We start from the raw sequence: 23,018 nt of genomic DNA, 5'->3' as shown, positions 1-23,018 counted from the left end.
AGTATCGGGGCGACCCTCCGCCTTGCGATCGCACGCACCAGACCCCGCGGGGCCGCCCTTCGGGCGAACGACGGGAGTTTGACGACAGGTCCTAGTGCGCCTGTCGGCGGTGAGAGCGGTCGGGACCCATCTGCCGGCAGTCTGCAGAGGAGGCGGCGTGGTCGGTCGCCGCGTGAGTGGAGTCGAGTGCATCGTCTGACGTGTCGCTCCGGGTAGAGGTAGCTCTAGTCATTCCTGGGACCTCGCTGGGATGTCTCGTGGCTCATCTCCCGTCAGGATGAAGCATGTTGACGAACCAGGGGGAGAGCGAACCATGTACGAAATGAACGGCTCGGACTCGGGTGGATCGCCTTCCGGGTCCATGACCGGCCGGCCGGAAGCGGATGCCAAGGAAGAGCCGAAGAAGGTCCCGGAGAATTTCCAGGAGCAGTTGGCTTTCGCGTGGGGGTACATCGGCGGGGTCTACGGGACGATCCTGACCATTCTTCCGGTCATCACGTACATCGTGGTCAATGCGCTGGCCGGCATGTGGCCGGGGATCTGGGCCTCGATCGGGACGGCGGTCCTGGTGGGGATCTTTCAATTGCTGCGCAAGGAGAAACCGGCTGCCGCACTCCTCGGTCTCGGTACGGTGCTCATCACCTCCGGCGTCGCCGCGTTCGTCGGTGAGGCCAAGGGCTACTACCTGCTCGGGAACTGGATAACGGTCGGAATCGGCAGCATTCTGCTGCTGTCCGTCCTGATACGTCGGCCGCTGATCGGCCAGGTCTGGGCGGCAGCGAACCTTCAGGGCACGTTTTGGCGCACGGACCGGAAGTCGCTTTTCTACTACGACGTGGCCACCGTGCTCTGGGCGCTGCTGAGCTTCTCCCGTTTCGCGGTGGAGCGGTGGCTCTACGACATGGACGAGACCACCTGGCTCGGCATTGCGCGGCTGGTCATGGGGTGGCCACTGACCTTCTTCGCCGTGATGACCAGCATGTGGGCGGTCCGTAAAGTGGACGCACGGCGCAAACTCCACGACCCCCATTACAAGGGCGCCCGACAGAAGGCGGATGGCGGGGAGAACGGCTCGGTGGACTTCGCGACGGCCAAGGCTGCGGAGAATGGCGAGGCCCGGAACGGACAACACCATGGGTGAATTCACAGCCCCGCGCATTCGTCGAGTCGGACGGTGCTCCTACCGCCTACCGCCTACCGCCTACCGTCATACGGAAATGCGGGGCGGCAGCAGTCTGGAGAGGGAGGTGGCTTCTTCATAGAATCGTCCCGTGAGCAGCGAAGCCGAGGTGCCGCTTCCGGAGCAGTTGGGCGAGGACGATCTGCTGCTGGCCAACGCACTCCAGGCCGCGCCCGGGCGAGCTGGAGTGAACTGGGAACGGTGCTCGCACAGGATGCGGTGACGCTGGCCCGCCGGTGGGAGCGGCTCAGGGCCGTGGCGAGGAGATGGCTGAGGCCCTCCGGCGTCAGTGCGCCGAGCACCGGGGTCGGGCTCTTCTCCCCTGGGACCTGCACCGAGACGGCGAAGGCGGCGATCACCGTTGACACCACAGCGACCAGGCCGAAGATGCCGGCGAAGAGCACGAACGGGTTGGGCAGCCGGTTGACCACACGCTCGACGCGTCCCAGCAGTCCGTCCAGCGGGAGCGGATTCCGTTCCAGTGCCTTCATTGCTGTCTGCCTCTCGTCCCGGTGCGTGTCGGCGGTGCGTGCGCGCCACTATCGAGGGGGTGGTGCAAAGGTCTGGAGAGGTGTAGCGGAATGTCTATCGGGGCCCTGAATTCGCAGGAAAGCGGCCATCGGTCATTCAGCTGTCGGCCGTCAGTCGTCGGCTGTCGGTCGTCGGCTGTGGGTTTCCGGCGGCTGTGGCCGGCGTGGTGGGTCGTAGTCGGTTTCGCCGACCGCACCCGGCTTGGCGCCGGTCGTGTCGTCGGGTCCGGACCCGGACCTGGCCCTGGGCCGGCCCGGCCCCGGGGCAGCCGTGGCCGTGGCGGCGAGACATCGTGGCCGCCTACCGGAAGTCTGCGGTGTCTCTTGGCGGTTGGGGCCGATGGCCCGCTTCGTGGCAGCCCGGCCCGCAGCATGACCGTGCGTCCCTTACGCCTTGATCCAACTACCATGTCCCGGTCAACTGATCATGGCGGGGAACGGGGGAGAGGGCAGTTGGCTTTCTTCACCCCGCAGTCGAGGCGCCGCCCGCCGTATCCAGGCGGTGTGCGCCCGGCTCAAAGCCACAACTGCAAAGGGACGTCATGCGTTTCCATCGAATACTTGCCACCGTGGGAACCGTTGCCGCTTTGGCATCGGTCTCCGCCTGCGGCCTGCCCTCCGCGGGTTCGTCCGAGGAAGCCGGGGACTTCCTCAAGTCGGCGCTCCGCTGTCGGAGCATCGACATCGCCGCGCCCCATGAGGTGCAGCGGGTGGAAGCCATGGGGATGACGGGCATCAACGGCGGCGGCGAGTGTGACGACCCGGCGGGCGGCGGCGGTGACGTCGACTTCTTCACCGTCGAGGACATGGAGGCGTTCCAGACCGTCATCCGGGGCGACGACGACCAGCAGGACGAACTCATGATCGGCGACGACTTCGTCGTAGACCCGGGCAGCGACGATCAACGGCGTCGACTCCTCGAGGCCGGTATGCAGTTCCTGAACTGCACTCCGAACTTCGAGGCCCCCGAGGGCAAGTCGGCGGACGACGGCGTGATCGACGGCTGCTTCACCACCGACTACTCGGAGGATCTCGACTGACGCCTGGTCGATGGATCGATCCGCGCGACTCTCGTCCGCGCGGATCAATCCGTTCCCTGGGCGCTGGGCGGGCCGCGCGGTCCGTGACCGGGGCATGCGCAGCACGCGGGCGGAACCGGCGCGGGTCTCGCGGACGCCGGTTCCTGCCCCTTCCTCTGACACAACCACTGGCCGACGGACAGGACGCTTGGCTGTGCTGTATCGATCCGCAGTGGAGCACTCTGACCGGTGGCGGTCGGTGATCAGCGGCCGGGGCCGGTCCCATGCCCTGAATGCCTGCTGGCCGGCCTGCGCTCCGCTCCCGACCGCTCGGCCGGCCGACCGGCCGCTCACCCACGCCCTCACATCAGGCGATCAGCTTTCTTCCCCGCCTTTGCGCATCAGCAGGTGGCCCCGGCGGAACCGTTCGCCCTCGTGCGGTTCACGCAGCATTCGGCCGACTTCGAGGAAGTCGGCTTCGGCGGCCAGCCGTGCGAGGTCGTCGACCGGCCACCGGTAGGCCGTCGCCACCTTGTGGTCGAACGCCGTGACCGGCTCCCCCTCGGACTCGAAGAACGCCAGCAGCAGCGGGCCGTCATGGGCCAGCACCCGCCGGAACTCGGCGAAGTACGACGGCACCTCCTCTGGTGGGGTGTGAATGACCGAATACCAGGAAACGATGCCGCCCAGCGTTCCGTCGGCCAGGTCCAGGGCATCCATGGAGCCGACCTCGAATCGCAGGTCGGGGTAGGCCTCGCGGGCGATATCGATCATCACCGGCGACAGATCGATGCCGAAGACCTCCAGCCCCAGGTCCCGCAGGTGCGCGGTCACATATCCCGGGCCACATCCCAGCTCGGCGACGGGCCCGGCACCTGAGCGGGGCGCCAGCTCGGCGAAGGCAGCCAGCACCGCACGGTCCAGCGGAAGTGCGTCAAGCGCATCGCGGGCGAGCTCCGCGTAGAGGTCGGCGACGGCATCGTAGGCATCTGTTGTCGTGCGGAGGTGCGCGGAAAATTCTGTCACAAGCCAGGAGACTAAAGCCTGTTGTGGAAGTGCTGCTGTCCTGTGGCATCTGACCTTCCATGGTCTGTGGGTGGGGGCCGGGCGCAAGGTGGTAGCGGGCCGGGCGGTGCTCAGGCAGGCTCATGTGCATGATCTCGGTATTGCAGAACGTGGCGATCGACTGTGTAGATGCCTATGGGTTGGCTCGGTTCTGGAGTGAGGTGACCGGTTGTCCGCTGCATCCGCAGGACAGGCCGGGCGACCGCGAGACGCAGGTGATGCTGTCGGAGGGCCCGATGCTGTACTTCAACCAGGTGCCGGAACCGAAGACGACCAAGAACCGGATTCACCTGTGTCTGTGACCGACGGCCTCGCGCGAGGAGGAGATCGAGCGGTTGCTGAACCTCGGAGCCACCCTCGTCACCGACCGCCGGGAACCCGACGGCGCGGGCTGGGCTGTTCTCTCGGACCCCGAAGGCAACGAGTTCTGTGTCCTTCGCAGTGAGTCCGACCGCGCTGCGACGACTTCCTGACGCTCGGGGCTCGGGGCAGGAGCCTCACGGAGGTTGCTCGGAGTCAGTTCATCTCGGGGTGGGGGCGAACGCGGAGCGCAGCTGCTTGCCGTTGACGATGGCGACCACACCGGTCAAAAGGGCTCCGCAGACGCCCTGTTCTATCTTCAGCCACACGGGGAAGGCGCCCGGCAGCACGATGATGACCGCGATGGCCACCAGCATGATGCCGGAGGCCAGGCGCAGTCGGAGATACGAGCGGCGGCGGCCGCGGGCCGTCCGAGCGGCGAAGGAGGCCATGAGCAGGGAGGGGCTTGCCGGGGCTGCCCCGTAAGGGGAACGGTGCGCCAGGGCGTCAGGGGAGGTCGTGCTTCGAGGCTTCGGGGAGGGGGGTGAGCTGATAGGAGTCGCCGTGGGACTGCACCAGGCCGCCGGTGGGGGAGGGGAAGTGGGTGCCGAGCATCAGGGTGCCGGTGTCTGCCAGGGAGGCGAGCAGGCGGCGCCGGGTGGCGGCTGACTGCTGCGGGTCGATGTCCACGCAGCTGCCGATGCCCGGCTGGAGCAGCTGTACGGGGTGATGGATGCAGTCCCCGGTGACCAGGGCGGTGGCCGTGCGGCCGCGCACCTCCACGGCGAGGTGGCCGGGGGTGTGGCCGGGGGTGGGGATCAGGCGGATGCCCGGTGCGATGTCGGTGCCTTCTTCCGGGACCTCGATGAGGTCGAGGAGGCCGGCGTCCTTGATCGGGTACACGGAGTCCCGGAACATCTGCGTGCGGGCTTCGTCCATATCGGCGGACGCCCAGTAGTCCCACTCCTTCCGGGCTGTCAGATAGCGGGCGTTGGGGAAGGTGGGCTTCCAGTTGGCCCCGTCGGCGTAGGTGTTCCATCCGACATGGTCGGTGTGGAGGTGGGTGAGGATCACGAGGTCAATGGTCTGCGGCGGGAAGTCGGCGGCGTCGAGGCGCGCGAGGTAGTCGCTGTCGAGGTTGTCCCAGGCGGGGTTGGCGCGGGTCTTTCCGTTGCCGATACCGGTGTCGACGAGGACGCGCAGTCCGTCGACGGAGAATGCGAAGCTGTGGCTGCTCAGCCGCAGGATGCCGGCCTCGTCGGCGAACTCGGGCCGGAGCCAGGGGGCTTGGGCCACCACGTCGGGCGTGGCCGCCGGCAGCAGCCAGGGGCCGGTCTGTGGGGGCAGGGGCACCTCGTCGATGCGGTGGATGGTGAGGTCTCCGAGGTCCCAGGCCGGGGACTTGCCGTGAGAAGAGGGTGTCGAGTGGTGGTGCATCCGGTGATTCCGTTCCATTGCTCGTATGGGTGAGAGGGGCGGGCAACGGGCGCCCGCTGTCAGGGAGATGGAGGAGTCGGCGCTGATCGTCACCAGCAACCCCTCCGCTCTAAACGCTACATATTTGCCTTAGTCGACGCCAGCCCTTACCGTCGACTAAGGCGAAAATTTTGCTTTTGCGGTGCGGTGGTCGCCGGACCGCCGCACCGCAACACACCCTGCACGCACACGAAGGGGATTCATGAGCGCCGTCGAACTCACCGCCGCGGAGGCCGCCCGGGGCGCGCTCCGCGCGGGACTCCCGCTGGAGAGCGAGCGTCACGCCGAGGTGGCCGCCGCCGCCAACCACATCCACGCCGTGGTGCGCACGCTGCGTGAGCTGGACTTCGGGGAGACGCAGCCCGCCACCCACACCGACGCAGGGGAGGCCGCCGATGCGTCCCTTTGAACTGACCCTCGCCGAGGCGGCCGACGCCTTGGCGAAGGGGGCACTGTCCCCGGTGGAGCTGACCGCCTCCGTGCTGGAACGCATCGACGCGGTCGAGGAGCGGCTCGGGGCCTACGCCGCCGTGGCGGGCGAGGCGGCGCACGAGGCCGCCACGCTCGCCGAGCGCGAGATCGCGGCCGGCCGGCACCGCGGCCCGCTGCACGGCATCCCGTTCGGGCTGAAGGACCTCATCGATGTCGCCGGCCTGCCGACCACGGCCAGTTCCCGGGTGCGGGCGGGCCATGTCGCGCAGACCGACAGCGCGGTGACCAAGCGGCTTTTCGACGCCGGCGCGGTCCTCCTGGGGAAGACACACACGCATGAATTCGCTTACGGGCTGACGACACCCCAGACGCGCAACGCCTGGGACCCGGGCCGCATCGCGGGCGGGTCGAGTGGTGGGTCGGCGGTCGCCGTGGCCGCCGGAGCGGCCATCTTCGCTTTGGGAACGGACACCGGAGGTTCCATCCGGGTGCCCGCGGCGCTCAACGGCGTCGTCGGGCTCAAGCCGACCTATGACCTCATCTCCCGGCAGGGCGTGACCTCGCTGTCCTGGTCGCTGGACCATGTCGGGCCCCTCGCCCGCACGGTGCGGGACGCGGCGCTGGTGCTCTCCGCGCTGACGGGCCGGGACTCCGCGGGCCCGGCTGGTCCCGGTGGGGCGCGGCCCGACTACGCCCTCCCCCAGGAAGGGGACTTGGCGGGGCTGCGGATCGGAGTGCCGGCCAACTACTACTTCGACCGGGTCAGCCCCGACGTCGAAGCCGCGGTACGGCGTGCCCTAGCCAGGATGTCGGACCTCGGGGCCGAACTCGTCGAGGTCGAGATCCCGATGGCCCGCTACGTCCAGGCGGTCCAATGGGGCCTGATGGTCCCGGAGGCGACCGCCTACCACGAACGTGCGCTGCGATCGGTCCCCGAGCTGTACGGACCGGACATCCGGGTGCTGCTGGAGGCCGGCGAGCTGATGTCGGCCGGTGACTACCTGCGGGCCCAGCGGGCTCGTACCCTCATGCGCGAGGCGTGGGGGCGGCTGCTCGACGAGGTCGATGTGATCGCTGCGCCCACGGTGCCGATGACGGCCGTCGTGACCGGCCAGGACGCCGTGGAATGGCCGGACGGTACGACGGAGAGCGTCTCCGACGCCTATGTCCGGCTGTCCGCTCCCGCGAACATCACCGGGATTCCGGCGCTGACTCTCCCGGTCGGCCGCGATCACGCGGGCCTGCCCATAGGGATGCAGCTGATGGGGCCGCCCATGGGGGAAGCCCTCGTGCTGCGTGCCGGCCATGCCTATGAGACAGACCGGGGCCAGCGTGGCGAACCGGCGGCGGTGACGGGCTGACGGGCTGAGGGGCGAGGGGGGAAGGGCCTCTCCAGAAGCAATGATTTTGCTTTAAGGTGGAGTCATGAGTCCCAAGCCCATGGCGCGCCCCGGCGGGCGCAGCGCCCGCGTCCAGGAGTCGGTGCACGCCGCGGTGCGGGAACTCGAAGCCGAACAGGGCCGCGCGGCACTGACCGTGCCCGCGGTCGCGGCCCGTGCGGGTGTCACCCCCTCGACGATCTACCGTCGCTGGGGCGACCTCCATGAGCTGCTGTCCGATGTGGCGGTCGAGCGACTGCGCCCCGAGGAGCCGCCCGCCGACCACGGGAGCCTCCACACGGATCTGGAGTCCTGGGCCAGGCAGTTCCTCGACGAGATGGTCTCCCCGTCGGGACGTGCCTATATCCGTGACGCGCTTCTCGGTGACCCGGACGGCAGCAATGCCGGCCAGTGCTCGGCTTACGCCGCCGAGCAGATCGAGGTCATCCTCGGCCGGGCGAGGGGGCGCGGCGAGGCCGTTCCCGACGTCGACGTCGAAGCAGTCGTGGACCACGTCGTGGCCCCGATGATGTACCGCATCCTGTTCCGGCCGGGCCAACTGACCGCTTCCTACGCGGATCACCTCGTACGCGCCGTCCTTACGTCACCCGTCTCGCCCGACTGACGGAGCGAGACGCCGGGGGAATCGGCACGACTTTGGTTGCTGTACGTCGCGACGAAAGGTGGTGTCGGCGGCGGGAGAGGTTGCTTAACGTGGCTCCGTGACAGGTGTGGAAGGTATGGAGCGGGTGAGGCGCGCTCGCCAGGTGCCGGCGGCGAGGCTGCGTGGGGTGTTCCGGCGGCTGGCCGATCCGGGCAGGGCTCTCTTCGATCCCGGGATGTGGCCGCTCGGGCGCATTGTGGGCGAACTGCTGCTGAGCCTGGTGCTGGGGACGCTGGCGGCGGGGATCGAGGCCCTGCGCGACGGTGGCGTGGTACAGATCATTGCCGTGGCTCTGGCTGCCGGACTGCTGTTGCAGCTGCGCCGGGTGCTGCCCGGGACCGTACTGCTGGTGACCATCGTGTGTGCGGCCGCGTTCGGCGGTCTCGCCCCGCTGACCCCCGTCGTCGGCTGGTCGGCCGGCCGCCGGATCGTCGGGGTCGGCAGGGCGACCGGCACCTTCGCCTTTGCGTATGCCCTCAGCTTCGGCCTGGAACTGCTGCAGGAGTTGCCCCGTGTCACGCCGGTGATCCTGGTCATAGGCGTCCTGGTGACGCTGGTCGCGACCGTCGTTCCCGGCCTCGCCGGCCGCTACTGGTCGCAGCGGCGCACGCTGCTGGACACCCTGCGGGAGTACAACGCCCAGCTGCTGCGCGAGCGCGCGATGATCGCCGGACAGGCCCGGATGCGCGAGCGCCAGCGCATCGCGCAGGACATGCACGACAGCCTCGGCCATCAGCTCGCGCTCATATCGGTGCACACCGGAGCGCTGGAGGTGGACCGCGAGCTGACCGGGCGACAGCGGGAGGCCGTGGGGGTGCTGCGGGAGGCGTCGGTGGGCGCGATGCACGAGCTGCGCGAGGTGGTGGGGCTGCTGCGGGACGGCACCCACGATCCGGAGGACGGGACCGCTCCCTCGGCGACCACCGGGGGCACCCCCACCCCTGCCCTTGAGGCCATGGGGGAGGAGAACGCCCAGGCGTCTGCGCGAGGGGTGGCAGGCATCGAGCGCTTGGTGGAGGTGTCCCGGAGCGCCGGTACGGCCGTGGAGCTGCGGCGCTCGGGCGAGGTGCGCCCGCTCGCCCCGACCGCCGATCACGCGGCGTACCGGATAGCCCAGGAGGGCCTGACCAACGCCCACAAGCACGCCCCGGACGCCTCGATCACCATCGAACTGCGCTATGAACCGGACTCGTTGGTCGTGGAGGTCGCGAACGGTCCGGCGCCCGGGACCGCGGACGACGGCCGGAGCGTGGTGAGCGGCGGCCAGGGGCTGACCGGGCTCGGGGAGCGGGCCCGGGTCGTCGGAGGCATGGTGCATGCGGGCCCGACGGCGGACGGCGGCTTCCGGCTGGCGGGTGTGCTGCCGTACACCGCGTCGGACGCCGGTGCCACGAGTTCCTCGCCCAGCAGGGCAACGGCGACGTTCGTTGATCCAACCGGCGACTTTCGGCAGCAGATTCCGGCGGGTTCGTTCGGCGAAGGTGGTCCTGTCATCGACGGGAACGGTTTGCCGAAGGAGCTGGCGAAGGCCATGAGCACGCGGAAGAGAAGCAGTGGCATTGCCATCGGTTGCGGAGCGGCGGCACTGATCGCCCTGCTGCTGGTGATCATTGTGGCGGTCGCTGGGGCCTTCGTCGTGATGGAGCTGGACGAAGCCATGATCGAACCGAAGGAGTACGAGGCGGTGAAGGTGGGCCAGCCCGAGTCCGAGGTGCGCAAGCGGTTGCCCGACGGCTCCTCGTTCCTGCTCGATGGCCTGGAAAAGGGCGCACCTCCCATACCCAAGGGGGCGAAGTGCCTCAGCCTGAATTCCAGTGAGTTCGGCAGCAGCTGGGAGAGAGACCCTGTCTTCCGGTTCTGCTTCAAGGACGGCAAGTTGATCGAGAAGAAGTCCTTCGAGATCAGGACGTAAAGGGGGAACGCTCGCCGTGATGTCCCGTCGGGCCGCCTGATCGGGGATGATGGCGAACGGCCGCAGCTATGACCGTTCAAGAGGGCGCAGGAGAATCGTGATCAAGGTTCTCGTCACCGATGACGAGCCGCTCATTCGGGCGGGTATCAGGATGATTCTCACCTCGGCCGATGACATCGACGTCGTCGCGGAGGCGGCGAACGGCCGCGAGGCGGTCGAACTGGCCCGGGCGCAGCGCGTGGATGTGGTGCTGCTCGACATCCAGATGCCGGTCATGGACGGGCTGACGGCCCTGGCCGAACTCCGCCGTGCCGTCCCCGATGCACGGGTGCTGATCCTCACCACCTTCGGGGAGCAGCAGAACGTGCTGCGCGCCCTGGCCGAGGGCAGTGCGGGCTTTCTGCTCAAGGACTCGGCGCCTGCGGAGCTGATGCGTGCGGTGCGGGCCGCCGCGGCCGGAGACGCGTATCTGTCGCCGGGCGCCACCCGTCATGTCGTGGACTCGCTGGCATCCGGCCAGAGTGTCCGCCGCGCCGCGCAGGCCCGCCGTCGGCTGGAGGCCCTGTCGGAGCGCGAGGTGCAGGTCCTGGCGCTGCTGGGCGAGGGCCTGTCCAATGCGGATACCGGTCAGCGGCTCCATATGAGCGAGGCCACGGTCAAGACCTATGTGAGCCGGATTCTCGCCAAGCTCGGCTGCGACAACCGTGTACAGGCCGCCCTGCTGGCACGAGACGCCGGCCTGGGAATCTGAGCCCCCACCCGCAGCCGAAGGCTGAGTAGCGCGACGTAGACCGCGCCGGCGAAGCCGGCTCCCGGTCGGTGGGCCGCTGCAGTCACACCTCATGACGGGTCCGTAGCGGGCTCGCGCCGAGGCGTGCCGTTCTGGCGTAGCAACCGCAAGAAGTCAGCACGCCCCGCCAACAACACCCACGTCCAACTCTCCCTGCACTCCGCCCACTTCAAGTGCAATTCACTCACCAACAGGAAGACCGTCATGCCCAGAATTCTTGCTCTTCGCACCATCTCACTGCTCTCCGCCTCCCTTCTGCTCACGCTCGGCGCCACCGCCTGCAGCCCCGGCAAGGACGACGCCGGCGACACAGAGTCCACCCCCTCGGCCGCCGCCAAACTCCCCGCCTCCCTCACCTCCCAGAAGCTCAACTGGCAGCCCTGCCGGGCACCGTCCACCGCCCAGGGCGGTGGCGCAGCGCCCGGCAAGCTGCCGGACGGCACGGCATGGGAGTGCGCGAACCTGAAGGCGCCCCTGGACTACGCCAAGCCCGCCGGCGACACCATCGACCTCGCGATGATCCGCGCCCAGTCCAAGGGTGGCGACAAGCGCATCGGCTCGCTGGTCTTCAACTTCGGCGGGCCGGGAGCGTCCGGTGTGGCCACCCTGCCGGGCTACCCCCAGGCCCGGTCCCTGCACTCGCAGTACGACCTGGTCAGCTTCGACCCGCGCGGCGTCGGTGACAGCGCGGGGGTGGCCTGCCTGAGCGGCAAGGAGCTCGACAAGCAGCGCGGCGAGACCCACGATCTGGCCGGGACGGCCGAGCAGAACAAGCAGACCGCGGCGGCCTGCGCGAAGAAGTCCGGGAAGGTGCTGCCGCATGTCGGCACCGAGAACGCCGCCCGCGACATGGATCTCATGCGCCAGGTACTCGGCGATGCCAAGCTCCACTACTTCGGCATCTCCTACGGGACCAAACTGGGTGGCGTCTACGCCCACTTGTTCCCGAAGCATGTGGGCCGCACCGTTCTGGACGCCGTCGTGGACCCGACCCAGGATGCCGTACAGGAGGCTCTGGGCCAGGCGAAGGGCTTCCAGCTGGCGCTGGACAACTACCTCGCCCACTGCGTCAAGACCCCCGGCACCTGCCCGTACCGGAGCCCCGAGGACGGACGCCGGCGGATCGCCCAGCTCCTGGCGAAGACCGGTAAGCACCCGATGCCGACCAAGAGCGGACGCAAGCTCACCAAGGAGCAGATGGTCATAGGCATCGCCGCGACGCTCTACACCAAGGAGGCCTGGCCTGCCCTGTCGGTCTCGCTCTCCCACGCGGAGCAGGGCAGCGGCGACAACCTCCTGACGCTGGCCGACAGCTACCTGAGCCGGGACGACAAGGGGCACTACAGCAACACGGAGTCCGCCAGCATCGCGATCAACTGCGCCGACACCAGGCGGCGCGCCACTCCCGAGGAAGTGCAGGCCAGGCTGCCGGAGTTCCGCAAGGCGTCCCCGGTCTTCGGTGAGCTGACCGCCACAGGCCTGCTGGGCTGCACCGGCTGGCCGGTCACCGGCAAGGCCGACACCCCGGAGGTCTCGGCGCCCGGCGCCGCCCCCATCGTGGTCATAGGCAACGCGGGCGACCCGGCGACTCCCGTCGCGGGCGCCCGGAAGATGGCCGAGAAGCTCGGGAAGGGAGTGGGGAAGCTGCTCACGGTCAAGGGCGAGGGCCATGGCACGTATGGCGTCAACCAGTGCGCCACCAAGGCTGTGAACAGGCATCTGCTGGACGGCAAGGTCCCGGCGGACGGCACCGTCTGTTCGTGAGCACGGCATAGCGCGAAGGCCCGCGCGCCGCGAGGCGCCGGAGTCCCGCGCAACGGCCACGGGCCACGGCGCCACGGCCACAACCACGGCGCCACAGCCACGGCCAAGTCCACGGCTGCGATATGGCCCGTCGCAGGGCCGGGGAACGCTCAGCAGGCTGACCGTTCCCCGGCCCTGGGTGGTGCTACCACCAGGCCCTGCCCCTCAGGGCATCGATGCCAGGAGCGCGGATGTCAGGTACCTGTCATCCATACGTGTAGAACTTGGTGTGGTCCAGCAGGTCCGCGGGAGTGACGTCGTTCCATGGCTTCATCGTGTCGTGGAGGTCGACGACATCGGGGGTGTTGCCGGTCGGCAGATAGCCCGACTTGGGGTGCATGCGCTGCCAGTCGGCCCAGAGCTTGTCGATGAAGCAGTGGTGCAGCCAGAAGACCGGGTCGTTGGGCGAGGCGCCGGTGGTCATCTGTCCGCCGACCCAGACGTGTACCCGGTTGTGCAGGTTCGGGCCGCGCCAGCCCTCGATGTTGTTGCGGAAGCCGTCGGAGGAGCTGTTCCAGGGGGCGGCGTCGTAGACCGTCATCGCGAGGACGCGGTCGACCTCGGCCCGGGTCGGCAGCTCGCGGACCCCTGAGCCGAGGGAGCGGCGCAGGAACGTCCGGCCGTCCACCCGGATGTTCATCGGCCACTTGCCGTTGCCGAAGGCGAACGACCCCGAGGTCACCCGGCCGTCGCCGGTCCGCCCGTCGCCGCCGAGGAAGTCCTCGGCCCAGAGCGAGCTGCGGGGTGAGCGGTCGACGGTCCAGTCCCAGTAGGGGAGCGTGACCGAGGGCGTGATGGTCTGCAGGGCCTCTTCGAACTGGATCAGGAACCTGCGGTGCCAGGGGAGGAAGGACGGCGACCGGTGGCCGGTCCGCTCGCCGTTGTCGGTGTCACCGATGATGAAGGCGTTGTGGGTGCTGATGAACTCGTCGTAGCGGCCGCTGCGCTTGAGTTCCAGCACCGCGTCGATGAAGTTCCGCTTTTCGGTGGCGGTGAGATCCGCCTGGTTCTTCCGGACTGCCATGTCGAGGACTCCTCGGTGGGGGGACAAGCAGGGGCAGGTCTCAGCCGGTGACGACGGGGACCAGGTCAGCGCCCTGGAGTTCGCGAACGGCGGCGCGCGCCAGGGCCCGCGGCGTGGTGAACGTCTCGTAGTGGTTCACCAGGCTTATCCAGGTGCCGTCCGCGTTCCGCATCACATGGAGGTCGTCGTTGTCGATGCGGACGACGAAGTCCATGCCCTCGTGGGGACCGGCTGCCCCGCCGGCGTGGTGGCCTCCGTGGCCTCCTCCACCCGGCTCGCCTTCGTCGGCGGCCGGCCAGCCCTCGATGTGACGGCCCTGGTACGTCTCGTCGAACGGCTCCGGCATCTGGTGGTCGCCGGACTGCCCGTGCCCGGCCATGTGGCCGTGCCCGGCCGCGTGTCCGTTGGCGGGGCGGGCTGCCGTGGTGTCGGCGAAGGCGGCGGGGGCGGCGAGCGCCGCCCCCGTCAGGGCCGCGGCGCTGCTGTACAGCACCTGTCGTCGGGTGGGACGCGACATGTTGCACTCCTCTGTTCGTCTCGGCTTCTCCTCCGGGTGGGCCCGGGGAGGAGGCGGTGTGTCGGGACGGCGGCGCCCGCCGTCGGCCCGCGCCGCCACATGCTGGCAGGGACGAACGGATCATCAAGTCGCACCGGCCGGGGAGGTCGGGAACGAGTCAACACGGGCGCGGAGGTGCAGGATTCAACGGCGGCGATCGTGCTCATGGCCCGGCGGAGTGTGCCGCGGAACCGGATATTCCGCGATCTCGGCCACTCTCCGCCGCAGATCCTTTACTCACGGCATCGAAACCATGAGTCCCCCCACGGCCGGAACTCGGCGTGAATGCAGGGGGCTTCGGGAGGGCGGGGTTTGAGGCTCCGCGCGGCGTGGCCACGGCATGGATGTGAATCAGCCATGAACGTCGGGCAGTTGAGCGGCCGGTGCTCAGCGGGAATATCGCCGCGGGCCACGGTGTCGCGGCCCCGTCCCGCAAAGCGGGAGCACGGCAATGTTATGCGGTATGCGCCGGTAAAGGCACTCCTGTCATGACACGGTCAGTCCATGGTGACCCTGATGTTTGGACGGCGCAGACGCGTCGCCGCGGGCGCTCTCCTCCTGGGCGCCGCCCTCTCGCTGACCGCGTGCGGTACGCAGCGCGGCACGGGTGCGGCGACGGCCGACGCCCCGAGCACCTCCCCGAGCACCTCCGCGGGCATCTCCCCGAGCCCCGCTTCGAGTTCCAGCCCCAGTCCACCCGGCGCTTCCCCCTACGTGGAGCCCGGAGTTGTCGACGGCGCTCCGCACAGCGGCGACAACAACGCCCATCGCCGCCCCGCGAGATGTCACCCGCCGGTGCGCGGGACGCGAAGAAGGAGGCCCGCCGTCCGCGCGACGAGGCCGGCCACTCCGTCACGTCCGAGGGCGCACAGATCGGGCTCTGGGGCCGTGGGGACGCCTGCGTCACGGCGTTCGTGCAGAAGACCAACTATGAAGTGAAGACCAACGGCCCCTTCATGGAGACCGGTTGCCTAGAGCCGCCCGCCGGGCCCTGAGGGTGTGCGGGGGCGGGGAACCGCGCCAGGGGAGGAGGGGGCGGACAGACCCCACCCCACCCCACCCCCACCCCCTCCCCGGAATCCAACCCCGCGTCAACTGCTGCTCCGTGCCCGGGGAACGACAACCGGCGACGCGTCGCCCGGTGCCCGCAGGATGTCGGCGTCCAGGGCGTAGAGGTCCTTGACCAGGGCCTCGTCGACCGTGTCGCGGGGGGTGCCCTGGGCGATGATGCGGCCTGCCTTCATCGCGATGAGGGTGTCGGCGTAGCGGGCGGCGGAGGCCAGGTCGTGCTGCACCATGACGACGGTGCGGCCGGCGGCGGCGACCTCGCGGACGAGTTCCAGGACATCGACGACATGGCCGAGGTCGAGCGCGCTGGTGGGCTCGTCGAGCAGCACCACGGGGGTGTGCTGGGCGAGCACCATCGCGAGCCAGCAGCGCTGGCGCTGCCCGCCGGAGAGCCGGTCGAGGCGTTCGTCGGCGAGCTGGGTGGTGCCGGTGGCCTCCAGCGCCTCGCGTACGGCGTGTTCGTCCTCGCGTGACCACTGGCGCAGCAGTCCCTGGTGGGGGTGGCGGCCGTAGCGGACGAGCCCGGCGACCGTGACGGCTTCGGGTGCGCGCGGGGACTGGGGCAGCAGGGCGACCCGGCGGGCGGCCTGCCGTTGGCTGAGCTGCCAGATGTCGGCGCCGTCGGCGTGGACCTCGCCGGACTCCGGGCGGTGGAGCCGGGCGATGGTCCGCAGCAGGGTGGACTTGCCGCAGCCGTTGGGTCCGACGATGGCGGCGACCTGGCCGGCGGGCAGGGTGAACTCGGCTCCCTCGACGACGGTGCGGCCGGAGTAGCCGGCCCGCAGTGCGCGTACGGCGAGCCCGGGAGTTGCGGTCATGCTGGTCATGCCTTTCCGGTGGTCCGGTCCGAGCGGAGGAGGACCCAGAGGAGGAAGGGTCCGCCGAGGACGCTGGTGACGACGCCGACGGGGAGTTCGACGGGGGCGGCGACCCGGCCCAGCGCGTCGGCCGCGGCGATGAGGGCGGCGCCGGTCAGCGCGGAGCCGAGGACCGGGACGCGGGTGGGGCCGCTCAGCCGCTGGGCGAGGATCGGGGCGGCGAGCGCGACGAACGCGATGGGCCCGCCGACGCCGACCGCGAGGCCGGCGAGGGCGACGGCGAGCGCGAGGGCCACGGCCCGTACCCGTCGCAGGTCGACGCCGAGGCAGGCGGCCATGTCGTCGTCGAAGCGCAGCAGTTGCAGCCGGTGCCCGGCGATGAGGGCGAGCGGCACCAGGAAGAGCAGGGCGGTCAGCAGCGGGGTGCCGACGTGCCAGTCACGGCCGTTGAGGCTGCCGACGGCCCACAGGAACACGCCGCCGGCGGTGTTGTCGTTCTCCCGCGACATGATCAGGTCGCTCACCGCCCCGACGAAGGTGGAGACGCCGATGCCGACCACCAGGAGGCGGTAGCCGCCGCTGCCCGCGCCGCCCGCGCAGAGCACCACCAGCGCGGCGGCGGCGACGGCGCCGAGCGGGCCGAGCCACCAGCCGCCGACCATCCCGGTCGCCGATCCGGCGGCCGCGGCCACGACGGCCGCGGTGGCGCCCTCGTTGACCCCGACGAGGTCGGGGGTGGCGAGGCGGTTGCCGGCCAGGGTCTGGGTGAGGCAGCCGGAGAGCCCCAGGGCGCCACCGACCATGATGCCGACGACCACCCGGGGCAGCCGGAAGTCCCGCACGATCATGACTGTTCCGGGGTCGCCGGTGCCGAGCAGCCCGGAGAGGGTCTGCGACAACGGCATGCCGGTCGAACTCGCCGCGACCGCCAGGGCGATGAGGAGCAGGATCAGCGGAACGAGGAAGGCGGCGGCCAGGGCGCTGCGGCGCGGGAAGAGCCAGGACAGGGTGCCGGCGCGCAGCACGGTGCTGTCCGGCGGGGTGAGCGGCGGGTGGGTGCCGGGGGCCGTCATGCCGAGGCTCCTGCCGTGGACAGTCGGGACGAGCGGGCGATCCAGACGAGCAAGGGCCCGCCGACGAAGGCGAGCAGCACGCTGACCGGTGTCTCCCAGGGCCGGATGACGATCCGGGCGAGGATGTCGGCGAGCAGCATGACATCGGCCGCGATCAGCGCGGACAGGGCCAGTTGAACGGTCATCCGGGCCCCGGCCAGGGTGCGGGCGGTGTAGGGGGCGAGCAGTCCGAGGAAGGCGATGGGGCCGGCCACCGCGACCGCGCAGCCCGCCAGCAGCGAGACGGCGGCCGCGACGAGCAGGCGAATCCGCCCGGGGTGGTGGCCCAGTGAGCGGGCGCTGTCGTCGCCGAGGCCGAGGGCCGACAGGGGGCGGGCGCAGCCGAGCGCGATGAGCAGGCCGAAGGTCACCACCGGCAGCAGGGGCAGCAGGTCGGCGGTCTCGACGCCGGCGAGGGAGCCGATCGTCCAGTAGCGGTAGGTGTCGTAGGTCGACTGGGTGCCCAGCAGCACATACGAGGTCAGGCCGTGGAAGGTGGCGCCGAGCGCCGATCCGGCGAGGACGAGCCGCAGCGGGGAACCGGCGGTCCGTCCCGACGCGGCGAAGAGGAGGACGACCGCACTGGCGGCCATCCCGCCGAGCAGGGCCCACAGCAGCAGTGCGGACGAGGAGGTGGCGCCGAAGAAGGTCAGTCCGAGGACGACCGCGAACGCCGCACCCGAGTTGACGCCGAGCAGTCCGGTCTCGGCGAGCGGGTTGCGGGTCGCGGCCTGGAGCAGACAGCCGGCCGTGCCCAGGCAGACGCCGACGAGCACGGCGGCGAGCGTCCGCGGCAGGCGTACGTCCACTACCGCGAGCCGCAGTTGGGCGTCGGCGCGCGCGGCCGGGTCGCCGCGCAGGTACTCCCAGGCGTGGCCGGCGGAGCTGGAACCGGTGCCGATGAGGAGCGAGAGCAGGACGAACCCCAGCAGCACGGCGACGAGTCCGGCGGCCGCCCAGGCGACGGGGCGGGCCCGGAAGGGCGGCCGCCGGCACGGACGGATACGTTCCGCTTCCGTCCGGTCTCCTTGCGTGATTGACATATGGTTAGCCTAACCTAAGCTTCGCGCTGTGGGCTTGACCGCTCGTATGCCGACAAAGGCCTTCTTTGTCATGCGGATTTTCTCGGTGCGGCCGGAAAATCTGCGCATTTTCCGGACTCGCCGTCTTATCGAACTACGGAGATCTCAGGCCATGTTGCAAGCCTCTTCCCGCCAACCTTCCCGCCCCGCCGCCGCGGCCGCCCTCCTCGCCGCCTGTGCCCTGACCGTGACCGCGTGCGGCGCGCCCGAGGCCGGCGACGGCACGGACGGCGCGGCGGACAAGGTCACCCGGATCACCGACGCGACCGGCACGAAGGTCAAGGTGCCCGCCGCGCCCGAACGGGTCCTGGCGCTCAGCGAGATGGACCTGGACTCGGCGCTCGCCCTCGGCGTCAAGCCCATCGGGCTGACCGCCGGCCGCGGCCAGCACGGCGCCCCCGGATACCTCGCGGACCGGGCGAAGGGCATACCGGTCGTGGGTGCGGTGACCGGACCGGACATCGAGAAGGTCGTCCGGTCCAGACCCGACGTCATCCTCGCCGGGCAGACGACCGACACCCAGATCCTCGAACAGCTGCGGCGGATCGCGCCCACCGTGGTCACCATCGGCCGCACCAAGGACTGGAAGAAGTCCCTCGCCCTCACCGGCAAGGCGCTGGGCAAGGACAACGAGGCCAAGAAGGTCCTCGCCGGATACGACACCAAGGCCGCCGCGCTGAAGAAGGACCTCGGCGCACGGGCCGGCACGAGCGTGTCGGTGGCCCGCTACTCGGCCAAGGGCACCGCCGTCATGCAGCAGGGCGTGTTCATCAGCGACGTCCTGAAGGACCTGGGCTTCCGGCGGCCCGGCGTACAGAACAAGCCGGGCCAGGGCCACTCCACGCCGCTCAGCGACGAGAACCTCCACGAGATCGACGGCGACTGGCTGTTCATCGGCACCCTCTCCACCGCCGGCCCGGACGCCGGCCTCCTGGACAAGCTGGCCACCAAGCCCGCCTACCGGCAGCTGAAGGCCGTGCACGACAAGCACGCCACCATGATCGACGGCTCGAAGTGGACGAGCCTGGGCGGCGCCGAGGCCGCCGTCTCGGTGCTCGGCGACATCCGGAAGGCCATGGTCAAGTGAGCGCCACCGGCCTGGAACTCACGGGGCGGCTGGCCCTCGTGACGGGGGCGGGCCGGGGCATCGGTGAGGCGGTGGTCCGGGCCCTCGTCGCGAGTGGTGCCCGGGTCGTCGCCACCGACCTGACTCCCGAGGGCGTCGACAAGCTCGCCCAGGAGCACCCGGAGCACGTCACCGCCCGCCGCCTCGACGTCACCGACACGGCCGCCGTCGACACCCTCGTCGCCGGGACCGAGGACTCCCTCGGACCGCTGGACATCGTGGTCAACGTCGCCGGAATACTGCGCAGTTCCGCCGTCACCGACCTCACCGACGAGGACTGGGCGGCCACCTTCGCCGTCAACACCCACGGCGTCTTCCACGTCTCGCGGGCGGCCGCCCGCCGCATGGCCGCGCGGGGTTCCGGCAGCATCGTCACCGTGGCCTCCAACGCGGCCGGCATCCCCCGCGCGGGCATGTCCGCCTACGCGGCGTCGAAGGCGGCGGTCGTGATGTTCACCAAGTGCCTGGGCCTGGAGGTGGCCGCGCGCGGCGTCCGCTGCAACACCGTCTCTCCCGGCTCGACGCTCACCGACATGCAGCGCGCCCTGTGGAACGCCGCGGAGAGCGAGACGGCGGCCGCACAGCGCGTCATCACGGGCGACCTCGCGACGCACCGCACCGGCATCCCGCTCGGCCGGATCGCCGACCCGGCCGACATCGCCGACGCCGTCGTCTTCCTGGTCTCCGACCGCGCCCGCCACATCACCATGCACGACCTGTATGTCGACGGCGGCGCGACGCTGCGGGCCTGAACCGGACCCGCCCCCGCCACCCCCTGCGACGTCGCTCGCGCCCCTTCCCCTTGGAGACAGTCATGTCCGCCTCCCTGTGCGAACCCACCGCGCCGCCCCCGGACCCCGCGCCGCCCACCCTGCTCGCCCCCGGTGCCGCGACCGCCCTGCTCGACGCCTACCGCCCCGGCACGGACCGCTTCCTCGCCACACCCCGGCAGACCCTGCTCGGCCACGGCACCGCCGTCGGAATACCCCACGACGCAAGGCCGTTGACCCGCCGGGTCCGGGAGACCCTCGACGCGCGGCGGCACGCGGGCCACCCCGCACCGGTCGTCGTCGGCTCGTTGCCCTTCGCCGCGGACGCCCCGCACGCACTCGCCGTCCCGGACTCCGTGCGCTGGGCGCCGCCGCTGCACGAGGACCCGCTCATCGCCCTGCCCGTGGCGGCCGCCGAGGACAACGGCTGGCAGCTGCGGGAGGTGCCGTCGGCCGAGCGGTACGGCGCGGCGGTCGCCGCCGCGGTCCGCCGGATGCGGGCCGGGGAGTTCGACAAGGTCGTGCTCGCCCGGACGCTGGAGCTGACGGCCCGGCGGGAGCCGGACCTGACCGCGATGCTGCGCCGCCTGGCGCGCCGCGACCCGTCCGGCTACACCTTCGCCGTGCCCAGCGGCCCCGGCCGCACCCTGATCGGCGCCAGCCCCGAACTGCTGGTGGCCCGCCGGAACGGCAGGATCGTCGCCAACCCGCTGGCCGGCTCCGCGCCGCGCAGCGCCGACCTGGCCGAGGACGTCCGGCGCGCGGCCGCCCTCCTGGAGTCGGCCAAGGACCTGCACGAGCACGCCGTCGTCGTCGACGCCGTACGCGAGGCACTCGCCCCGTACGCCAGGAAGCTGGAGGTGCCCGCCCGCCCGACGCTGGTGCGCACCGCGGCCATGTGGCACCTGTCGACCACCCTCACCGGCGAACCGGCCGATCCGGGCGTCTGCGCCCTGGAGCTGGCGTCCGCGCTGCACCCGACACCCGCGGTGTGCGGCACCCCGACCGAGGTGGCCCGGTCCGTGATCGGCGAGTCCGAGCCCTTCGACCGGGGCCCGTACACCGGCATGGTCGGCTGGCAGGACGCGGACGGCGACGGCGAATGGGTGGTGACGATCCGCTGCGCCGAGGCCGAGGGCCGCGGCCTGCGGCTGTTCGCGGGCGCCGGTGTGGTGGCCGCCTCCTCTGCGGAGGCCGAGACCGCCGAGACCGGAGCGAAGTTCCGTACCTTCCTGAGCGCCGTGGGAGCCTCGCTGTGAGCACCGACGCCCTCGCCACCACCCCGGGGCTCGACGCCCCCACCTGGCCCGCCGAGTTCGCCGCCCGCTACCGGGCCGCCGGGTACTGGCGCGGTGAGACGCTCGGCGGCATGCTGCGCGAGCGCGCCGCCGCCCACCCCGACCGGACCGCCCTCGTCGATCCGGCCCCCGGGCGCCGCACCTGGACCTACCGGCAGCTCGACCAGCGCGCCGACCGGCTGGCCGGCGGGTTCGCGGCCCGCGGGATCGCCAAGGGCGACCGGGTCGTGGTGCAACTGCCCAACACCGGCGAGTTCTTCGAGGTGGTCTTCGCGCTCTTCCGGATCGGCGCGCTGCCCGTCTACGCGCTGCCCGCGCACCGGGAGACGGAGATCGGCTACTTCTGCTCCTTCACCGAGGCCACCGCCTACGTCATCCCCGACCGCCACGCCGGCTTCGACCACCGTGCCCTGGCCACCAAGGTCCGGGCGCGGACGCCGAGCCTGCGGCACGTCTTCGTCGCCGGCGAACCGGGCGAGCACACCGCGCTCTCCGACGTCCCCTGCGACCCGGCCGGCCCGCCCGACGGGCCCGAGCCGCACGAGCTGGCCTTCCTCCAGCTGTCCGGCGGCACCACGGGCGTGCCGAAGCTCATTCCCCGCACCCACGACGACTACCTCTACTCGGTGCGGGGCTCCAACGAGATCTGCGGGGTCGACGCCGGTACCCGGTTCCTCGTGGTGCTGCCGGCCGCGCACAACTTCCCGATGAGCTCCCCCGGGTGGCTCGGCGCGCTGTACGCCGGGGGCACCGTCGTCCTGTGCCCCGCACCGGACCCGGCGACCGCCTTCCCGCTGATCGAACGGGAACGGATCACCCTGACCGGGCTGGTGCCGCCGCTCGCCCTCGTGTGGACGACGGCCGCCGCGGAGACGCAGAGCGACCTGTCGAGCCTGGACGTGGTGCTCGTCGGCGGCGCGAAGTACAGCGAGGAGGCCGCCCGGAGGCTGGCGCCCGCCCTGGGCTGCCGGCTCCAGCAGGTCTTCGGCATGGCCGAGGGACTGGTCAACTACACCCGGCTCGACGACGACCCCGAGACCGTCGTCACCACCCAGGGACGGCCGATTTCCCCGGACGACGAGATCCGGATCGTCGACGACGCCGGACACGAGGTCACGGAGGACGGGTTCGGCCATCTGCTCACCCGCGGGCCGTACACCATCCGCGGCTACTGGCGCGCCCCGGAGCACCAGACGACGGCCTTCACGGAGGACGGCTTCTACCGCACCGGAGACATCGTGCGCCGCACCGCCACCGGTCACCTCGTCGTGGAGGGGCGGGCCAAGGACCAGATCAACCGGGGCGGCGAGAAGATCGCGCCGGAGGAGGTCGAGAACGTCATCCTCGCCCACCCCGCCGTGCACGACGTGTCCGTCGTCGCCGTGCCCGACGAGTACCTGGGCGAACGCACCCTCGCCTACGTCATCCTGCGCCCCGGCGCCGAGCCGCTGAAGCCCGTCGCCGTCAAACGCTTCGTCCGGGAACGCGGCCTCGCCGCCTACAAGGTCCCCGACCGCGTCGAGTTCGTCGACGCCTTCCCGCAGACCGGGATCGGCAAGGTCAGCAAGAAGGGGCTGCGGTCCGCCGCGGCCACCGCACCGCAGCACTGAAAGG

22 protein-coding genes and 2 pseudogenes are annotated in these 23,018 nt (G+C 70.7%); 15 read left to right on the top strand and 9 right to left on the bottom strand.

What is annotated here, in order from left to right:
* Positions 1-313: 313 nt before the first annotated feature.
* Complete coding sequence (locus tag ACWC9R_RS10785; RefSeq protein WP_450730404.1) at positions 314-1,141, top strand: DUF3159 domain-containing protein; 828 nt, start codon at positions 314-316, stop codon at positions 1,139-1,141.
* Positions 1,142-1,271: 130 nt separating this feature from the next.
* Complete coding sequence (locus ACWC9R_RS10780) at positions 1,272-1,403, top strand: hypothetical protein (protein ID WP_450730416.1); 132 nt, start codon at positions 1,272-1,274, stop codon at positions 1,401-1,403.
* Between the two features lie 40 nt (positions 1,404-1,443).
* Here the strand turns inward: ACWC9R_RS10780 and ACWC9R_RS10775 are convergent.
* Positions 1,444-1,671: pseudogene (locus tag ACWC9R_RS10775) on the bottom strand (AbgT family transporter); the annotation flags it as partial.
* 626 nt (positions 1,672-2,297) lie between these two features.
* Here ACWC9R_RS10775 and ACWC9R_RS10770 point away from each other — a divergent pair.
* On the top strand, positions 2,298-2,750 hold the full coding sequence (locus tag ACWC9R_RS10770) for a hypothetical protein (RefSeq protein WP_450730402.1): 453 nt from the start codon (positions 2,298-2,300) through the stop codon (positions 2,748-2,750).
* Between the two features lie 354 nt (positions 2,751-3,104).
* Here the strand turns inward: ACWC9R_RS10770 and ACWC9R_RS10765 are convergent, their stop codons facing one another.
* Positions 3,105-3,755: a class I SAM-dependent methyltransferase gene (locus ACWC9R_RS10765; protein WP_450730400.1), complete on the bottom strand. Its 651-nt coding sequence runs from the start codon at positions 3,753-3,755 to the stop codon at positions 3,105-3,107.
* 128 nt (positions 3,756-3,883) lie between these two features.
* Here ACWC9R_RS10765 and ACWC9R_RS10760 point away from each other — a divergent pair.
* Positions 3,884-4,267: pseudogene (locus tag ACWC9R_RS10760) on the top strand (VOC family protein).
* A gap of 48 nt (positions 4,268-4,315) precedes the next feature.
* On the opposite strand, the gene ACWC9R_RS10755 reads toward ACWC9R_RS10760, so the two are convergent.
* Both ACWC9R_RS10755 and ACWC9R_RS10750 read right to left on the bottom strand, forming a co-directional pair.
* Positions 4,316-4,546: a hypothetical protein gene (locus ACWC9R_RS10755; RefSeq protein WP_450730398.1), complete on the bottom strand. Its 231-nt coding sequence runs from the start codon at positions 4,544-4,546 to the stop codon at positions 4,316-4,318.
* A 55-nt stretch (positions 4,547-4,601) separates the two neighbouring features.
* A complete protein-coding gene (locus tag ACWC9R_RS10750) occupies positions 4,602-5,549 on the bottom strand; it encodes an MBL fold metallo-hydrolase (RefSeq protein ID WP_450730396.1) in 948 nt (315 codons plus the stop codon).
* 223 nt (positions 5,550-5,772) lie between these two features.
* On the opposite strand from ACWC9R_RS10750, the gene ACWC9R_RS10745 reads away from it, so the two are divergent.
* The 6 genes from ACWC9R_RS10745 (at position 5,773) to ACWC9R_RS10720 (ending at position 12,511) form a co-directional block, all read left to right on the top strand.
* A complete protein-coding gene (locus ACWC9R_RS10745; protein ID WP_450730394.1) occupies positions 5,773-5,979 on the top strand; it encodes a hypothetical protein in 207 nt (68 codons plus the stop codon).
* A complete protein-coding gene (locus tag ACWC9R_RS10740) occupies positions 5,966-7,363 on the top strand; it encodes an amidase (RefSeq protein ID WP_450730392.1) in 1,398 nt (465 codons plus the stop codon). Before ACWC9R_RS10745 ends, ACWC9R_RS10740 begins: the two co-directional genes overlap by 14 nt.
* Positions 7,364-7,427: 64 nt before the next feature.
* Entirely contained in the window at positions 7,428-8,006 is a 579-nt protein-coding gene (locus tag ACWC9R_RS10735; protein ID WP_450730390.1) for a TetR/AcrR family transcriptional regulator, read from the top strand.
* Between the two features lie 214 nt (positions 8,007-8,220).
* Positions 8,221-9,957 (top strand): sensor histidine kinase, encoded by a 1,737-nt coding sequence (locus ACWC9R_RS10730; RefSeq protein WP_450730414.1) that lies wholly within the window; start codon positions 8,221-8,223, stop codon positions 9,955-9,957.
* Positions 9,958-10,054: 97 nt separating this feature from the next.
* Positions 10,055-10,708, top strand: a complete 654-nt coding sequence (locus ACWC9R_RS10725; RefSeq protein WP_362606155.1) for a response regulator transcription factor — start codon at positions 10,055-10,057, stop codon at positions 10,706-10,708.
* A gap of 243 nt (positions 10,709-10,951) precedes the next feature.
* The gene (locus ACWC9R_RS10720) at positions 10,952-12,511 is read left to right on the top strand and encodes an alpha/beta hydrolase (protein ID WP_450730388.1); all 1,560 of its coding nucleotides are present in this window, start codon (positions 10,952-10,954) and stop codon (positions 12,509-12,511) included.
* A gap of 244 nt (positions 12,512-12,755) precedes the next feature.
* Here the strand turns inward: ACWC9R_RS10720 and melC2 are convergent, their stop codons facing one another.
* Together melC2 and melC1 are read right to left on the bottom strand one after the other, a co-directional pair.
* Positions 12,756-13,574 carry a tyrosinase MelC2 gene (melC2, locus tag ACWC9R_RS10715; RefSeq protein WP_450730386.1) on the bottom strand — a complete coding sequence of 273 codons (819 nt, stop codon included), beginning with the start codon at positions 13,572-13,574 and terminating at the stop codon, positions 12,756-12,758.
* Between the two features lie 40 nt (positions 13,575-13,614).
* Positions 13,615-14,091: an apotyrosinase chaperone MelC1 gene (melC1, locus tag ACWC9R_RS10710; RefSeq protein WP_450730384.1), complete on the bottom strand. Its 477-nt coding sequence runs from the start codon at positions 14,089-14,091 to the stop codon at positions 13,615-13,617.
* A gap of 821 nt (positions 14,092-14,912) precedes the next feature.
* Between melC1 and ACWC9R_RS10705 the strand changes: the two genes are divergently transcribed.
* Complete coding sequence (locus ACWC9R_RS10705) at positions 14,913-15,125, top strand: hypothetical protein (RefSeq protein ID WP_450730382.1); 213 nt, start codon at positions 14,913-14,915, stop codon at positions 15,123-15,125.
* Positions 15,126-15,221: 96 nt separating this feature from the next.
* Here the strand turns inward: ACWC9R_RS10705 and ACWC9R_RS10700 are convergent, their stop codons facing one another.
* From ACWC9R_RS10700 to ACWC9R_RS10690, 3 genes are read right to left on the bottom strand one after another with little or no spacing between them, the layout of a single operon-like run.
* Complete coding sequence (locus ACWC9R_RS10700) at positions 15,222-16,025, bottom strand: ABC transporter ATP-binding protein (RefSeq protein WP_450730380.1); 804 nt, start codon at positions 16,023-16,025, stop codon at positions 15,222-15,224.
* Positions 16,022-17,089 carry a FecCD family ABC transporter permease gene (locus ACWC9R_RS10695; protein WP_450730378.1) on the bottom strand — a complete coding sequence of 356 codons (1,068 nt, stop codon included), beginning with the start codon at positions 17,087-17,089 and terminating at the stop codon, positions 16,022-16,024. The genes ACWC9R_RS10700 and ACWC9R_RS10695 overlap by 4 nt, the downstream gene beginning before the upstream one ends.
* On the bottom strand, positions 17,086-18,171 hold the full coding sequence (locus tag ACWC9R_RS10690; protein ID WP_450730376.1) for a FecCD family ABC transporter permease: 1,086 nt from the start codon (positions 18,169-18,171) through the stop codon (positions 17,086-17,088). The genes ACWC9R_RS10695 and ACWC9R_RS10690 overlap by 4 nt, the downstream gene beginning before the upstream one ends.
* A 151-nt stretch (positions 18,172-18,322) precedes the next feature.
* Between ACWC9R_RS10690 and ACWC9R_RS10685 the strand changes: the two genes are divergently transcribed.
* The 4 genes from ACWC9R_RS10685 (at position 18,323) to ACWC9R_RS10670 (ending at position 23,014) form a co-directional block, all read left to right on the top strand.
* Positions 18,323-19,297 carry an ABC transporter substrate-binding protein gene (locus tag ACWC9R_RS10685; protein WP_450730374.1) on the top strand — a complete coding sequence of 325 codons (975 nt, stop codon included), beginning with the start codon at positions 18,323-18,325 and terminating at the stop codon, positions 19,295-19,297.
* The gene (locus tag ACWC9R_RS10680) at positions 19,294-20,088 is read left to right on the top strand and encodes a 2,3-dihydro-2,3-dihydroxybenzoate dehydrogenase (protein WP_450730372.1); all 795 of its coding nucleotides are present in this window, start codon (positions 19,294-19,296) and stop codon (positions 20,086-20,088) included. The genes ACWC9R_RS10685 and ACWC9R_RS10680 overlap by 4 nt, the downstream gene beginning before the upstream one ends.
* Before the next feature lie 62 nt (positions 20,089-20,150).
* Positions 20,151-21,365 carry an isochorismate synthase gene (locus tag ACWC9R_RS10675; protein WP_450730370.1) on the top strand — a complete coding sequence of 405 codons (1,215 nt, stop codon included), beginning with the start codon at positions 20,151-20,153 and terminating at the stop codon, positions 21,363-21,365.
* A complete protein-coding gene (locus tag ACWC9R_RS10670; RefSeq protein ID WP_450730368.1) occupies positions 21,362-23,014 on the top strand; it encodes a (2,3-dihydroxybenzoyl)adenylate synthase in 1,653 nt (550 codons plus the stop codon). Before ACWC9R_RS10675 ends, ACWC9R_RS10670 begins: the two co-directional genes overlap by 4 nt.
* Positions 23,015-23,018: the final 4 nt, after the last annotated feature.

The organism is Streptomyces sp. NPDC001219, from assembly GCF_053597915.1.
This window is presented reverse-complemented; position numbering and strand designations above follow the sequence as displayed.

Excerpts from the sequence above, each read along its gene's own strand:
- ACWC9R_RS10785 (WP_450730404.1), top strand. The coding sequence starts at position 314 with ATGTACGAAATGAACGGCTCGGACTCGGGTGGATCGCCTTCCGGGTCC.
- ACWC9R_RS10755 (WP_450730398.1), bottom strand. The coding sequence starts at position 4,546 with ATGGCCTCCTTCGCCGCTCGGACGGCCCGCGGCCGCCGCCGCTCGTAT.
- ACWC9R_RS10750 (WP_450730396.1), bottom strand. The coding sequence starts at position 5,549 with ATGGAACGGAATCACCGGATGCACCACCACTCGACACCCTCTTCTCAC.
- ACWC9R_RS10745 (WP_450730394.1), top strand. The coding sequence starts at position 5,773 with ATGAGCGCCGTCGAACTCACCGCCGCGGAGGCCGCCCGGGGCGCGCTC.
- ACWC9R_RS10740 (WP_450730392.1), top strand. The coding sequence starts at position 5,966 with ATGCGTCCCTTTGAACTGACCCTCGCCGAGGCGGCCGACGCCTTGGCG.
- ACWC9R_RS10735 (WP_450730390.1), top strand. The coding sequence starts at position 7,428 with ATGAGTCCCAAGCCCATGGCGCGCCCCGGCGGGCGCAGCGCCCGCGTC.
- ACWC9R_RS10730 (WP_450730414.1), top strand. The coding sequence starts at position 8,221 with ATGTGGCCGCTCGGGCGCATTGTGGGCGAACTGCTGCTGAGCCTGGTG.
- ACWC9R_RS10720 (WP_450730388.1), top strand. The coding sequence starts at position 10,952 with ATGCCCAGAATTCTTGCTCTTCGCACCATCTCACTGCTCTCCGCCTCC.
- melC2 (WP_450730386.1), bottom strand. The coding sequence starts at position 13,574 with ATGGCAGTCCGGAAGAACCAGGCGGATCTCACCGCCACCGAAAAGCGG.
- melC1 (WP_450730384.1), bottom strand. The coding sequence starts at position 14,091 with ATGTCGCGTCCCACCCGACGACAGGTGCTGTACAGCAGCGCCGCGGCC.
- ACWC9R_RS10705 (WP_450730382.1), top strand. The coding sequence starts at position 14,913 with ATGTCACCCGCCGGTGCGCGGGACGCGAAGAAGGAGGCCCGCCGTCCG.
- ACWC9R_RS10700 (WP_450730380.1), bottom strand. The coding sequence starts at position 16,025 with ATGACCAGCATGACCGCAACTCCCGGGCTCGCCGTACGCGCACTGCGG.
- ACWC9R_RS10695 (WP_450730378.1), bottom strand. The coding sequence starts at position 17,089 with ATGACGGCCCCCGGCACCCACCCGCCGCTCACCCCGCCGGACAGCACC.
- ACWC9R_RS10690 (WP_450730376.1), bottom strand. The coding sequence starts at position 18,171 with ATGTCAATCACGCAAGGAGACCGGACGGAAGCGGAACGTATCCGTCCG.
- ACWC9R_RS10685 (WP_450730374.1), top strand. The coding sequence starts at position 18,323 with ATGTTGCAAGCCTCTTCCCGCCAACCTTCCCGCCCCGCCGCCGCGGCC.
- ACWC9R_RS10675 (WP_450730370.1), top strand. The coding sequence starts at position 20,151 with ATGTCCGCCTCCCTGTGCGAACCCACCGCGCCGCCCCCGGACCCCGCG.